Below are 14,065 nucleotides of genomic sequence, written 5' to 3' on the forward strand. Positions count from 1 at the left end.
CCATCGTGTCAGCCCGCAAAAGGGCCAGAAACGCCGACCGAAACCGGCATCGCGTGTCGCGCGCCGACACGGCAGGATCAGCGCTGTGACGGAAATCAACGACCTCGCGCAAGGTCGGATGCGAATTCTGGATGCGAAACCGGTCAATCTCGACGGATTCAGCGTCACCGACCCAGCGTTGGGGCTGGTCGCCATGCGCAGCCCGCACGACCCCGAGCCGTCGTTGGTCGTGCGTGACGGGCAGGTCGTCGAACTCGACGGCAAGCCGGTGGAGGACTTCGACGTCATCGACGAGTTCATCGCCCGCTACGGCCTCGACCTCGCGGTCGCCGAGGAGGCGATGGCGCTCGACGATGCGGCGCTGGCGCGGATGGCCGTCGACGTCAACGTGCCCCGCGCGGAGGTCGTGCGGCTGATCGGCGGCACCACGCCGGCCAAACTCGCACGGGTGCTCGCGGTGTTGACGCCGGTCGAGATGCAGATGGCGATGCACAAGATGCGCGCGCGGCGCACCCCGAGCAATCAGGCGCACGTCACCAACCAGCTCGACGATCCGCTGCTGATTGCTGCCGACGCAGCGAGCGCGGTGGCGTACGGCTTCCGCGAGGTCGAGACGACGGTGCCGGTGTTCGGCGACGCACCGTCGAACGCGATCGCGCTGCTGATCGGCAGCCAGGTCGGTGTCCCGGGCGCGATGGCGCAGTGCTCGATCGAAGAGGCGATGGAACTGCGGCTCGGCCTGCGCGGCTTGACCAGCTACGCCGAAACCATCTCGATCTACGGCACCGAGCAGGTCTTCGTCGACGGGGACGACACCCCGTTCTCCAAGGCGATCTTGACCGCCGCCTACGCCTCGCGCGGGTTGAAGATGCGCGTCACCAGCGGCGGCGGCGCCGAGGTGCTGATGGGCGCAGCCGAGAAGTGCTCGATCCTCTACCTCGAATCGCGGTGTGTGTCGCTGGCGCGGGCGCTGGGCTCCCAGGGCGTGCAGAACGGCGGCATCGACGGGGTCGGGGTGGTGGCGTCGGTGCCCGAGGGCATGAAGGAGCTGCTCGCCGAGAACCTGATGGTGATGATGCGCGATCTTGAGTCGTGTGCGGGCAACGACAACCTGATCTCCGAATCGGATATCCGCCGCAGCGCGCACACCCTGCCGGTGCTGCTGGCCGGCGCGGACTTCATCTTCTCCGGGTTCGGCTCGATTCCGCGCTACGACAACGCTTTTGCGCTGTCGAACTTCAACGCCGATGACATGGACGACTTCCTGGTGCTGCAGCGGGATTGGGGCGCCGACGGCGGTCTGCGCACGGTGTCGCCCGAGGATCTGGCGCGGGTGCGCAGGCGGGCGGCGACGGCGGTGCAGGCCGTCTACCGTGACCTCGGGCTGGCTGATTTCGACGACGACCGCATCGACGCGGTCGTGGTCGCCAACGATTCGCGGGACCTGCCCGCCGGTGACCCCAAGGCCGTCGCGGAGGCGGCCACCTCGATCGAGGCCAAACAGCTCACGGTGTTCGACGTGGTCGCGGCGCTGCATCGCACCGGCTACGCACCGGAGGCCGAGGCGATCATGCGCCTGACCCGCGAACGCCTGCGCGGCGACCAGCTGCAGACCTCGGCGATCTTCGACGACCAGTTCCGCGTGCTGTCGAAGATCACCGATCCGAATGACTACGCCGGGCCGGGCACCGGATACTCGCCGACCGAGGAGCGCCGCGCGGAGATCGACGGGATCCGGCAGGAACGCACCGCCGCCGAACTCACCGCCGACCAGGCCGAGCATCAGGGCCATCTGGTCTTCACCGAGGTCGAACCGGCTCGCCAGGGCAGCGACCCGCGGGAGGTGTGCATCGGGCTGTCCCCGGCGCTGGGGCGTTCGGTGTGGCTGTCGCTGTGCGGTCTGACGGTCGGTGAGGTGCTGCGGCAGATCTCTGCCGGGCTGGAGGAGGAGGGCTGCGTCCCGCGCCTGGTGCGGATCCGCTCGACCATCGACGTCGGGCTGATCGGGTTGACCGCGGCCCGGCTGTCAGGCTCCGGCATCGGAATCGGATTGCAGGGCAAGGGAACCGCGCTCATCCACCGCCGGGACCTGGCGCCGCTGGCGAACCTCGAACTGTTCAGTGTCGCCCCGCTGCTCACCGCGAAGATGTACCGGGAGTTGGGCCGCAACGCCGCCAGGCACGCCAAGGGGATGGCGCCGCTGCCGATCCTCGCCGGCGGCACCGACGAGTCCATCTCCGCCCGCTACCACGCCCGCGCGGTCGCGCTCGTGGCACTGGAACGTCAGGCCTGCGAACCCGGACAGGCGCCGATCACCGTGGAGGCCAAGCGCGTATGACCGAGAAATTCACCGTGGCGGCAGCGGTCGACGGCAAGCTGACGCTGTCGGATCTTCGGATGGACCCCACCACGCTGGCCTACCAGGCGGTCGTCGCCGAGGAGAACGGCAACCCGCAGCTGGCCGAGAACTTCCTGCGCGCAGCGGAATTGGCGGTCATCGACGACGACGCGGTGATGGGCCTCTACGAAGCGCTGCGCCCGTACCGGTCGACGGCCGCCGAACTCGAGGCGCTGCGGGTGTCGCTGGAGACCCGCGGTGCCTCGCGGTGTGCCGAACTGGTCCGGCAGGCCGCCGACGTCTACGCCAGGCGAGGCCTGCTGCGGTGAGTGTCGTGGCCGGTTGCGATGTCGGCAACCACACCACCGAGATCGTCCTCGCCCGCGTCGACGACGGCGGAGTGCAACCGCTGACCTACGGACAATCGCCGACCCGCGGGCGCAAGGGTTCGGTCGAGTCGCTCGAGGGGGCCGCGGCGCTGCTGCACCGGCTCGAGGTGGAGGCGCAGGTGCGGGTGGACGAGGTGGTGCTCGCGACGATTCGCCCGGTCGACACCGCGACCGCCCCGCTGGCGCCGGCGACGTCCCCACGGGCGCCGGTGCGCAGCCTGCGCCGCCCGGACGCCAGCACGCCGGCCGGCGCGGGCTACGGCGTCGGCAGGCATGTGCCGCTGGTCGACCTGACCGGACCGGTGCATTCCGAACCGGTGATCGTGTCCGTCAGCGCGGCAACGGATTTCGAGGTCGCGGCCCAGGCGGTCGCCGACGGGGTGGCCCGCGGCTGGAACATCGCGGGCGTGCTGGTCGCCCAGGACGATGCGGTGCTCATCCGCAACCGCATCCCGATCGACGTCCCCGTGGTCGACGAGGTGGACCTCGACGGTCTTCAGCGCGGTGCGCTCGTGGCCGTCGAGGTGGTCGCCGAGGGCCGGGCCTACCGCGCGATGGCCGACCCGATCGCGCTGTCCGCGGCGCTGCAGCTCGGCCACGACCGGCTGCATGACGTCGCCGAGTTCACCCGGGAGCTGGCCGACGCCCCGGCGATCGCCGTCACGGCCCGCACCACACCGCCCGACCCGCCCACGGTGGACGACGATTACGTCGCCTGCCGCGTCGGCGGTGAGATCGTCCGGTATGCGCCCGCCGCCGCGCACAGTGTGTTGCGGCTCGAGCCGCCGGGCAGCGCGGTCGAGATGCGGCTACGGGCGCTTCCGGCGGCGGCGGACGGGCTCGCGGTCGACGACGCGTTCTTCACCGACCTCGCCGCCATCGACAACGGTGCGTGGTTGCGCCGCGGTGTGGCGGACGCGCGCGGCACTGTCGTGGCGCTGCTGGCCGCCGACGCGCTGACCGACGCCGCCGCAACGCTTTCCGAGCTGAGCGGCCGGCCCGCCAGGACCTTGACCACCGAACCGGCGGCGGCCGCGCGCGGTGCGCACACCACGCCCGGATTGCCGCCCGGTGCGGTGGTGTGCGACATCGGCGGCGGCACGGTCGATCTCATCGGGCAGGGCCGCACGGTGACGGCGGCGGGCGCGGGCGAGACCATCACCACGGCGGTGTCCCGCGTGCTGGGCATCCCGCGCGCACTCGCCGAACGGGTCAAGCGGACACCGGCGCTGCGGGTCGAAGGCCCGCACGTCGCCCACGAGGAGGACGGCCGGCGGGTGTTCCTCGACAGTCCGGCGCCCGCCGACGCGATCGGCCGGTTGTGCACCCGCGGCAGCGCGGGTCTGGTGCCGTTCTCGCACCGCCTGGCCGCCGAGGAGTGGCGCAGCCTGCGGCTGGCGATCAAACAGGAGACCGTGGCGTCGAACATCGCGCGGTGCCTGCGGACGTTCGACGAACCGCCGAGCGCGCTGCTGCTCGCCGGTGGCGGCGCACTCGACGACGAACTGCTGCGCACGGTCGGTGAGTCGTTGCGCGGGGCGCGGGTCGTGGTGGGCCGGGCCAACATCGGCGGTGTGCACGGTCCGCGGTTCGCGGTGGCGTCCGGTCTGGTGCACCTGTACGCCGAGGACCGTGTGGCGACGACGGCGCGGACCTGAGTCAGGCGACGAAACGGCGGCCGCCCCGAAGGGCAGCCGCCGCCGTGGTGCTCGTCGGTGCTACGGGCAGGTGACCTCGATCTCGAACGGCTTGGTCACCGGTTGCAGCGGGTTGGCCATGTCGACGCCGGTGGCGTTGCCCTTGATGTTGTAGGTCTTGTCGTCCTTCTCCACCTCGGCGTTGCCCTGTCCGGTGCCCTGCTGGAAGCCGAGCGTCACGCCGTTGACGTTGCCCAGGCCGACCGACTGCACCGCGGGCGGGTCGGCTTCGGTGACCACCGCGCCGATACCGGTGGTGGCCTGGCCGATCGCGATGTTGAGGTTGCCGCCCATCGAGGTGCACGCGACGGTGCCCTGGATGGCCTGCTCCTGGCCGTCGATGATCACCTTCGCGCCACCGGGGGCCGAGGTGGCCTCGGCCGATGCGCTGGCGGTGGCCGTGTCGCTCGTCTCCGCGGACGTCGTCGACTCGGACGAGCCACTGTCCGACGAACAGCCGGCCAGACCGGCGATGACGATCGCCGCGCCGCCCACGCTCACCAGGAAACCACGCTTCACACTGTTCTCCTTCTCGTCGCGCGACCCGCTTCTGTTTGCCGGGCCGTCGCCCTGCAGTATGGCCGGGCGTGTCGATGCGGTTCCGCGATTGGCGGAAAAGGTCACTACCGGACCGGTAGGTTCAGCCGCATGCGGACACTACGCACTCCTGAGGACCGCTTCGCGAACCTTGCCCAATTCGGCTATCCCGCACAGTATTTGGAGGTCGACGACGGGGAGGGCGCCACGTTGCAGGTGGCGTGGGTGGAGGACGGCCCCGCCGACGCCGGTCCGGTGCTGATGCTGCACGGGGAGCCGTCGTGGTCGTTCCTCTACCGGAAGATGATTCCCGTGCTGACCGCCGCGGGGCACCGGGTGATCTGTCCGGATCTGGTCGGCTTCGGCCGTTCGGACAAGCCCACCGAGGTCGCTGATCACACCTATGCCCGCCACGTCGAGTGGATGCGCGCGCTGGCGTTCGACGGCTTGGATCTACGGCGAGTGACCCTGGTCGGCCAGGACTGGGGCGGGTTGATCGGCCTGCGGCTGGCCGCAGAACACCCTGACCGCTTCGCCCGGATTGTCGTGGCCAACACCGGACTGCCGACGGGGGACATCCCGATGCCTGAGATCTGGTGGCGGTTTCGGGAGGCGATCCAGTCCGCGCCGAGCATCGACGTCGGTCGTTTCGTGCAGGGCGGATGCCGAAGGCCGATGTCCGACGAGGTGCGCGCCGGATATGACGCCCCATTCCCGGACGACTCCTACTGCGCCGGGCCCAGGGCGATGCCGGGGCTGGTGCCGACCACGCCCGACGACCCGGCGTCGGCGGCCAACCGGGCGGCGTGGGAGACGCTGACCCGCAGCTCGACGCCGATGCTCGTCGCATTCAGCGACGGCGATCCGATCACGGGTGCGATGGCCCCGGTCCTGCAGCGGTCGATGCGCGGCGCTGCCGGGATCGACCATCCGGTGATCGCCGACGCCGGACACTTCCTGCAAGAGGATGCCGGCGAGGATCTGGCGCGGGCGATCGTGGATTTCATGGCGCGGTACTGAGCGGTGTTGAATACCCGCGTGGGTCAGCAGTTCTTCACCGTCGAGGCCAGACTTCCCGGGCAACGCGGCCGGGTCGGCGTGATCCACACCCCGCACGGCGACATCCACACGCCGGCGTTCATCGCCGTCGGCACGCAGGCCACCGTCAAGGCGGTGCTCCCGGAGACGATGAAAGAGCTTGGCGCACAGGCGGTTCTTGCCAACGCCTACCACCTCTACCTGCAGCCCGGCCCCGATATCGTCGACGCCGCAGGCGGCCTCGGCGCGTTCATGAACTGGCCGGGCCCCACGTTCACCGACAGCGGCGGCTTCCAGGTGATGTCGCTGGGGGTGGGGTTCAAGAAGGTGCTCGCGATGGACGCCAACCGGGTGCAGACCGATGACGTCATCGCCAAGGGCAAGGAACGTCTGGCCCACGTCGACGAAGACGGTGTGACGTTCCGCTCACATCTCGACGGCACCACCCACCGGTTCACCCCGGAGGCGTCGATCGGCATCCAGCACCAACTGGGGGCCGACATCATCTTCGCGTTCGACGAGCTGACGACGCTGGTCAACACCCGCGGCTATCAGGAGCAGTCGGTGCAGCGCACGCATGAGTGGGCGGTGCGCTGCCTGGCCGAACATCGCCGCCTGCGCGAGGAGCGGTCGCACAAACCGCCGCAGGCGCTGTTCGGCGTCGTGCAGGGAGCTCAGTACGAGGACCTGCGCAGGCGGGGGGCCCGGGGGCTGGCGGAACTCGGTTTCGACGGGTTCGGCATCGGCGGCGCATTGGAGAAGCAGAACCTCGCCACCATCGTCGGCTGGGTGACCGATGAACTGCCGGAGGACAAACCGCGTCACCTGCTCGGGATCAGCGAGCCCGACGACCTGTTCGCCGCGGTGGCCGCCGGCGCCGACACCTTCGACTGCGTGTCGCCGTCGCGGGTCGCCCGCAATGCCGCGGTGTACTCGGCGACCGGGCGCTACAACATCACCGGGGCGCGCTACCGCCGTGACTTCACCCCGATCGACGCCGAGTGTGACTGCTACACCTGTGCGCACTACACCCGCGCCTACATCCGCCACCTGTTCAAGGCCAAGGAGATGCTGGCCTCGACGCTGTGCACGATCCACAACGAACGCTTCGTCATCCGCCTGGTCGACCAGATCCGCGCGGCGATCACTGCCGGTGAGTTCGACGAGCTTCGCGACCACGTGCTCGGCCGCTACTACGGCTGACCTGCGGCGGAGCGTCCGTCTGCACAATGACAGCCATGACCACCGCGGACACCCAGACGCTGCTCGGCAGGCTGCTCGACCCCGCCAACCGGGCCGACCCCTATCCGCTCTACGCCGATCTGCGTGCGGCCGGTCCGCTGTCGTTGCCGTCGACCAACCTGGTGGTGTTCTCCTCGTTCGCCGACTGCGACGAAGTGCTGCGGAACCCGGCCTCGGCCAGTGATCGGCTGAAGTCGAGCGTCGCGCAGCGCGAGATCGCCGCGGGCGCGGTCGCCCGCCCGTTCGGGGCCCCCGGATTCCTGTTCCTCGATCCGCCCGACCACACGCGGTTGCGCCGGCTGGTCAGTTCGGCGTTCGTGCCCCGGGTGGTCAAGGCGCTGGAGCCGGACATCGTGGCGCTGGTGGATTCGCTGCTCGACACGGTGGCGGCCAAGGGGGAGTTCGACGCCGTCGCCGACCTGGCCTATCCGCTGCCGGTGGCGGTGATCTGCCGTCTGCTCGGGGTCCCGCTCGAGGACGAACCGCAGTTCAGCCGCGCGTCGGCGTTGCTCGCCCAGTCACTCGACCCGTTCATCGCCGTCACCGGCCAGTCGGCGCAGGGGTTCGAGCAGCGGCTCGAGGCGGGGTTGTGGCTGCGCGAGTATCTGCGCGAACTGATCGCCGGACGGCGGGTCGAACCGCGCGACGATCTGATCTCCGGGCTGATCGCCGCCGAAGAGGCCGGTGACCAGCTGACCGAGGATGAGATCGTCGCGACCTGCAATCTGCTGTTGGTGGCCGGGCACGAGACGACGGTCAACCTGATCGCCAACGCGATCCTGGCGATGCTACGCCGGCCCGGTCAGTGGGCGCGGTTGGCGGCGGATCCGCAGCGGGCGTCGGTGGTTGCGGAGGAGACGCTGCGCTACGACCCGCCGGTGCAACTGGTGGTCCGGATCGCCGCCGAGGACATGACGATCAACGGTGTCACGGTGCCCCGGGGCGACAGCATGCTGCTGCTGTTGGCGGCGGCGCACCGCGACCCCGAGGCGTTCGACCGCCCCGACGAGTTCGACCCGGACCGGCCGCAGATCCGGCATCTCGGGTTCGGGAAGGGCCCGCACTTCTGCCTCGGGGCGCCGCTGGCCCGGATGGAGGCCGCCGTCGCGCTGTCGGCGGTGACGACGCGATTCCCCGACGCCCGGTTGGCGACGGATCCGGTCTACAAGTCCAACCTCACGCTGCGCGGTATGGAAACGCTTTCCGTCGCCATATAGCCGTTCAAGTGTGGAAACCGTCGCAGAACGCGCGCGTTACCCCGAATTCCGTATTAGGGTGCCGGTCATGCGAATCCTGTTGGTGGGTGCCGGCGGCGTCGGGTCCGCGTTCTGCGCGATCGCCGCGCGGCGCGACTTCTTCGAGCAGGTCGTCGTCTGCGACTACGACGCCGACCGGGCGCGCCACGCCGCCGAGGCGGTCGGCGACGCGCGGTTCGTCTCCGCACAGGTCGACGCCACGTCGGCGGATGCGGTCGCGGCGCTGGTTCGCGAGCACGCGATCACCCACGTCATGAACGCCGTCGACCCGCGGTTCGTGATGCCCATCTTCAATGGCGCACTCGCCGGCGGCGCGGACTACCTCGACATGGCGATGAGCCTGTCGCACCGCCATCCCGAGCAGCCGTATGAGCTGACCGGCGTGAAACTCGGCGACGAACAGTTCGCGGCCGGAGAAGACTGGGCCGCCGCGGGGCGCCTGGCCCTCGTCGGCATCGGCGTGGAGCCGGGGCTGTCCGACGTGTTCGCCCGCTACGCCGCCGACCACCTGTTCTCCGACATCGACGAACTCGGCACCCGCGACGGGTCGAACCTGACCGTCGAGGGGTACGACTTCGCGCCGTCGTTCTCCATCTGGACGACGATCGAGGAGTGCCTGAACCCGCCGGTGATCTGGGAGGCCGACCGCGGCTGGTTCGTCACCGAACCGTTCAGCGAGCCGGAGGTGTTCGACTTCCCCGACGGTATCGGCCCGGTCGAGTGCGTGAACGTCGAGCACGAAGAGGTGCTGTTGATGCCGCGCTGGGTCAAATGTAAGCGCGCGACGTTCAAATACGGTCTGGGGACCGAGTTCATCGACGTGCTCAAGACGCTGCACAAGCTGGGGCTCGACCGCACCGAGAAGGTCCGCGTCGGCAGCGACAAGGGTCAGGTCGAGGTGTCCCCGCGCGACGTGGTCGCGGCGTGCCTTCCCAACCCGGCGACGCTCGGCCCGAAGATGCGCGGGAAGACGTGCGCGGGGCTGTGGGTCACCGGCACCGGCAAGGACGGCGAGCCGCGGTCGACGTACCTGTACCACGTCGTCGACAACGAGTGGTCGATGGCAGAGTACGGGCATCAGTGCGTGGTCTGGCAGACCGCGATCAATCCCGTTGTCGCGCTGGAACTCCTGGCCAACGGCACGTGGAGCGGAACCGGTGTTCTGGGGCCGGAGGCGTTCGACGCGGTGCCGTTCCTGGAACTGCTGACCGCCTACGGCTCACCGTGGGGCGTCAAGGAGCTCAACTGACCTCGTCTCCGCGACGGTGCGTGTCTGCCCACGACACGCCGCGGTCTTCCCAGCGCTTTGCGCACGCTCGCAACCCTCAGAGCGGGTTGAGGATCCGCTGCAGGAACTGACGCGTGCGCTCCTCCTTCGGGTCGCCGATCACCGCATCGGGCGGACCCTGCTCGAGGATCACGCCGCGGTCGGTGAACAACACCTGGTTGGACACCTGCCGCGCGAACTGGATCTCGTGGGTGACGACGACGAGCGTCCACCCCTCGACCGCCAGATCCTTGATGACAGAGAGCACTTCGCCGACCAGCTCGGGATCGAGCGCGGAGGTCGGCTCGTCGAACAGCACGACCTTCGGCCGCAGCGCCAGCGCGCGGGCGATCCCGACGCGCTGCTGCTGACCCCCGGAGAGCTGATACGGATACTGGTCGCGTTTCTCGGCCAGCCCGACCTGTTCGAGCAGTTGGACCGCCGCCGCCTCGGCTTCCTGCCTCGGCTGCTTCTGCACGACAATCGGGCCCTCGGTGACGTTCTGCAGCACCGTCTTGTGCGGGAACAGGTTGTGGGACTGGAAGACGAACCCGCTCTGCATCCGGTAGCGCCGCAGCTCGTCCTTGGACACCGGCTTGGCGAAGTCGACGCTGACATCGCCGATGCACACGGTGCCGGCATCGGGTACGTCGAGCGCGTTGAGCGCGCGCAGCAGCGTCGTCTTCCCTGAGCCGGACGGCCCGATGATCGTGGTCACCGACCCGGCCGCGACCCGGAACGACACCCCTTTGAGTACCTCGTTGTCGCCGAAGGCCTTGTACAGCCCGTCGGCGACCACTCGATCTTCGGTCATCTCGCCACGTACCTTTCCAGCCGGCGTTCGATGCGGCCCTGACCGAACGACAACGCCAGGCAGATCACCCAGTAGTACACCGCGGCCGTGCCGTACAGCGCGAAGAACTCGAACGTCGGGGCCGCGACGATCTGCGCCTGCCGCAGCAGTTCGGTCACCAGGATCGTCGACGCCAGTGAGGTGTCCTTGACCAGGGAGATCAGCGTGTTCGACAGCGGCGGCACCGCCACCCGGGCGGCCTGCGGCAAGACGATCCGCCGCAGCGACGTCGCATAGGTCATGCCGATGGTCTCGGCGGCCTCCCACTGTCCCTTGGGGATGGACAGGATCGCCGAGCGGATGATCTCCGCGGCGTACCCGCCGACGTTGAGCGAGAACGCGATCACCGCGGCTGGGAACGGGTCGATGCGCACCCCGAACTCCGGCAGCGCGAAGAACACGATGAACAGCTGCACCAGCAGCGGGGTGCCCCGGATGATCGAGATGTAGAACCGGGCGACCCCGGACAGTGCGGCGTTCGACGACAACCGGGCCAGGGCGACGCCGAGGGCGATCACCAAGCCGATCGCGAAGCTGATCACGGTCAGCGGAATCGTCATGGTCAGTGCCGCCCGCGCCAGCGGCCACAGGTTGTCGAGGATCAGCTGCCAGGTGGACCGGGGGGCCGCGGTCTCGGCGGCGGCGGGTGCCCCGGAAGCGTTGGCGTTGAGGTACTTCTGCGAGATCGTCGCCAGCGTGCCGTCCGCGCGCAGCTCGTCGAGCGCGCGGTTGAGCTCGGGCAGCAGACCGCTGTCCTTGCGGGCGGCGAACCCCTGTTCGCTCTTCTCCCCGACGGTGCCCGCGATCTTGACCGACGTGTCGCCCGTTTCGGCGAGGTATGCGTACACCGCGATGCTGTCGTTGACCACGACGTCGACCCGGCCCTGGTTGAGCAGCGTGATGGCCTGGGTGAACCCCTCGACGGCCTCCACCCGCGCGCCGGCCTTGCGGGCGACCTCCGACCAGTTGCTGGTGGCGTTCTCGGCGGCGACCTTGCCCTTCAGGTCGTCGAGCGAGGTTATCGAATCGTTGTCGGCGCGGGTGACGATGACGCCTTCTCCCACCGAATACGGTTGCGAGAGATCGTATTTGGCTTTCCGCTCGGCGTTGATGGTCACTTCGTTGGCGACCACGTCGAACCGGCCCGCCTCCAGCGCGGCGAACATCGAATCCCACGGCGTCTCGACGAACTCGACCGGCACCCCGATCTTGGCGCCGACCGCGCGCGCCACGTCGACGTCGTAACCGACCAGCTGACCGGATTCGTCGTGGTAGCTGAACGGGGCGTACACCCCTTCGGTGCCGACCCGCAGCACGCCGGCCGCCTTGATCGGTTCGTCGCCGCTGTCGCCGGCCGGTCCGCACGACGCGACGGCCAGCACCGCCAGCAGCAGCAGGAGCGCTCGAAGAAACCTCACCGGCGGACGCTAGCAAGACCGCCGTCGGGACAGAAGGGTTCTGCTCAGGCCGGAAGGTAGATCCACGGCCGGTGCGGTAGCGCCTCCGGATCGAATTCGGCCAGCATCCCGCCGACGTCTCCTGCGTCGTAACCGAGCGAATCGGCGATCTGCCGCAGCGCCCGCGGCACCCCGATCTCGGCGAGTGTCACCGCGCCGTCGCGTTTGGCCAGGCGCGCCCCGTCGGTGTTGAGGACGAGCGGGACGTGGGCGTAGACGGGTTCGGGGTGGCCGAGCAGCCGGGCGAGGTAGGCCTGCCGCGGCGACGAGCTGAGCAGGTCGTCGCCGCGCACCACCTGGTCGATCCCCGCCGCCGCGTCGTCGACCACCACGGCGAGGTTGTAGGCGGGCACCCCGTCGCCGCGGCGGACCACGAAGTCGTCGACGATGCCGGTGTGCTCACCGTGCAGGAGGTCGGTGACGGTGTAGGTCAGTACGTCGGTGCGCAAGCGCAGCGCGGGTGGGCGGCCCGTCTCCCGGCGTCGCACAGCGCGTTCGGCGTCGGTGAGGTCGCGGCAGATCCCGGGATAGGCGCCCTGCGGCGCATGCGGGGCGCGCGGTGCCTGCGCGATGTCCTTTCTGCTGCAATAGCATTCATAGACCATGTCGTCGGAGACCAGCCGGTCGATGACGCGGTCGTACCGCTCGCGGTGAGCGGACTGGTATTCGGCGGGTCCGTCCCAGGTCAGGCCGAGTGCGGCGAGGTCGGCGAGTTGGCGGGCGGCGATGTCGGAGTCGGTGCGGTAGTCGAGATCCTCGACGCGCATCAGGAAGCGGCGGCCGGTCGACCGGGCGAACAGCCACGCGAGCACGGCGGTGCGCAGGTTGCCGATGTGCAGATCGGCCGACGGGCTCGGCGCGAACCGGCCCGCGGGGGAGCGGGTCACGACCGCAATCTAGCCGCTCGCGCGCGTCGGTTCGGGACCCGCCGACCACACCCCGTACTCTTACCTGTGACCGCCGTGGACACATACATCTGGGAGACGCCGTGGCGAAAGACCTGACCGAAGTGCAACTGCTGACCGAGCTCGAACCGGTCGTGGAGGCGAACCTCAATCGGCATCTGCGGATGCGCAAGGATTGGAACCCGCACGACTTCATCCCGTGGTCCGACGGCAAGAACTACTACGCGCTCGGCGGGCAGGACTGGGAGCCCGAGCAGTCGAAGCTGTCCGAGGTCGCCCGCACGGCGATGGTGCAGAACCTGCTCACCGAGGACAACCTGCCGTCGTACCACCGCGAGATCGCGATGAACTTCAGCCTCGACGGCGCCTGGGGTCAGTGGGTGAACCGCTGGACCGCCGAGGAGAACCGGCACGGCATCGCGCTGCGCGACTACCTCACGGTCACCCGCGCCATCGACCCGGTCGAGCTCGAAGAGCTGCGGGTGGAGCAGATGACCCGCGGCTTCTCGCCCGGCCAGAACGGGCAGGGCGAGGAGGTGCTGTTCGCCAGGAGCCTGTTCGACTCCGTCATCTACGTGACCTTCCAGGAACTCGCCACCCGCGTCTCACACCGCAACACCGGCAAGGCGTGTGCGGAGCCGGTCGCCGACCAGCTGCTGCAGCGGATCTCCGCGGACGAGAACCTGCACATGATCTTCTACCGCGACGTGTCCGAGGCCGGCTTCGACATCGCCCCCGACCAGGCCATGCACTCGCTGCACCACGTGCTGCGCAACTTCAAGATGCCCGGCTACACCGTGCCCGACTTCCGCCGCAAGGCCGTGATCATCGCCGTCGGCGGCGTCTACGACCCGCGGATCCACCTCGACGACGTGGTGATGCCGGTGCTCAAGAAGTGGCGGATCTTCGAGCGCGAGGACTTCACCGGCGAGGCCGCCCGCATGCGCGACGACCTCGGTGTCCTGATCGAGGAACTCGAGGAGACGTGCGAGAAGTTCGAGACGGCCAAGCAGCGCCGCCTCGAGCGCGAGGCCAAGATGGCCGAGAAGCGCGACGCCAAACGGGCCGTGGCGGCGTCTGTCTGAC

Annotated in this window: 12 protein-coding genes; 8 read left to right on the plus strand and 4 right to left on the minus strand. The window is 69.4% G+C overall.

All coding sequences use genetic code 11. The features are described from left to right. Nucleotides 1-118: 118 nt before the first annotated feature. From G6N30_RS23180 to G6N30_RS23190, 3 genes are read left to right on the plus strand one after another with little or no spacing between them, the layout of a single operon-like run. On the plus strand, nt 119-2,338 hold the full coding sequence (locus G6N30_RS23180; protein ID WP_134057085.1) for a propanediol/glycerol family dehydratase large subunit: 2,220 nt from the start codon (nt 119-121) through the stop codon (nt 2,336-2,338). Further along, nucleotides 2,335-2,667 carry a diol dehydratase small subunit gene (locus tag G6N30_RS23185; protein WP_134057083.1) on the plus strand — a complete coding sequence of 111 codons (333 nt, stop codon included), beginning with the start codon at nt 2,335-2,337 and terminating at the stop codon, nt 2,665-2,667. The genes G6N30_RS23180 and G6N30_RS23185 overlap by 4 nt, the downstream gene beginning before the upstream one ends. Continuing rightward, a complete protein-coding gene (locus G6N30_RS23190; RefSeq protein WP_134057081.1) occupies nt 2,664-4,385 on the plus strand; it encodes a diol dehydratase reactivase ATPase-like domain-containing protein in 1,722 nt (573 codons plus the stop codon). The genes G6N30_RS23185 and G6N30_RS23190 overlap by 4 nt, the downstream gene beginning before the upstream one ends. A gap of 60 nt (nt 4,386-4,445) precedes the next feature. Here G6N30_RS23190 and G6N30_RS23195 read toward each other — a convergent pair whose 3' ends face one another. Beyond that, nucleotides 4,446-4,943 carry a lipoprotein LpqH gene (locus G6N30_RS23195; protein WP_166674607.1) on the minus strand — a complete coding sequence of 166 codons (498 nt, stop codon included), beginning with the start codon at nt 4,941-4,943 and terminating at the stop codon, nt 4,446-4,448. Between the two features lie 129 nt (nt 4,944-5,072). Here G6N30_RS23195 and G6N30_RS23200 point away from each other — a divergent pair, with 129 nt between their 5' ends. The 4 genes from G6N30_RS23200 to G6N30_RS23215 all read left to right on the plus strand — a co-directional run bounded on the left by G6N30_RS23200 (nt 5,073) and on the right by G6N30_RS23215 (nt 9,746). Beyond that, entirely contained in the window at nt 5,073-5,981 is a 909-nt protein-coding gene (locus G6N30_RS23200) for a haloalkane dehalogenase (protein WP_134057079.1), read from the plus strand. 18 nt (nt 5,982-5,999) lie between these two features. Continuing rightward, nucleotides 6,000-7,202, plus strand: a complete 1,203-nt coding sequence (tgt, locus tag G6N30_RS23205) for a tRNA guanosine(34) transglycosylase Tgt (RefSeq protein WP_134057077.1) — start codon at nt 6,000-6,002, stop codon at nt 7,200-7,202. Nucleotides 7,203-7,228: 26 nt separating this feature from the next. Further along, complete coding sequence (locus tag G6N30_RS23210; RefSeq protein WP_134057075.1) at nt 7,229-8,458, plus strand: cytochrome P450; 1,230 nt, start codon at nt 7,229-7,231, stop codon at nt 8,456-8,458. 67 nt (nt 8,459-8,525) lie between these two features. Then, nucleotides 8,526-9,746, plus strand: a complete 1,221-nt coding sequence (locus G6N30_RS23215; protein ID WP_134057073.1) for a saccharopine dehydrogenase family protein — start codon at nt 8,526-8,528, stop codon at nt 9,744-9,746. Nucleotides 9,747-9,822: 76 nt separating this feature from the next. On the opposite strand, the gene G6N30_RS23220 is transcribed toward G6N30_RS23215, so the two are convergent. From G6N30_RS23220 to gluQRS, 3 genes are read right to left on the minus strand one after another with little or no spacing between them, the layout of a single operon-like run. Further along, nucleotides 9,823-10,578 (minus strand): amino acid ABC transporter ATP-binding protein, encoded by a 756-nt coding sequence (locus tag G6N30_RS23220; RefSeq protein ID WP_134057071.1) that lies wholly within the window; start codon nt 10,576-10,578, stop codon nt 9,823-9,825. Continuing rightward, nucleotides 10,575-12,035 carry an ABC transporter permease subunit gene (locus G6N30_RS23225; protein ID WP_134057069.1) on the minus strand — a complete coding sequence of 487 codons (1,461 nt, stop codon included), beginning with the start codon at nt 12,033-12,035 and terminating at the stop codon, nt 10,575-10,577. The genes G6N30_RS23220 and G6N30_RS23225 overlap by 4 nt, the downstream gene beginning before the upstream one ends. Nucleotides 12,036-12,079: 44 nt before the next feature. Beyond that, nucleotides 12,080-12,961, minus strand: a complete 882-nt coding sequence (gene gluQRS, locus G6N30_RS23230) for a tRNA glutamyl-Q(34) synthetase GluQRS (RefSeq protein ID WP_134057067.1) — start codon at nt 12,959-12,961, stop codon at nt 12,080-12,082. A gap of 101 nt (nt 12,962-13,062) precedes the next feature. Here gluQRS and G6N30_RS23235 point away from each other — a divergent pair, with 101 nt between their 5' ends. Next, nucleotides 13,063-14,064: an acyl-ACP desaturase gene (locus tag G6N30_RS23235; protein ID WP_134057065.1), complete on the plus strand. Its 1,002-nt coding sequence runs from the start codon at nt 13,063-13,065 to the stop codon at nt 14,062-14,064. Nucleotide 14,065 lies beyond the last annotated feature (1 nt).

The organism is Mycolicibacterium litorale (genome assembly GCF_010731695.1).
Lineage (GTDB): Bacteria > Actinomycetota > Actinomycetes > Mycobacteriales > Mycobacteriaceae > Mycobacterium > Mycobacterium litorale.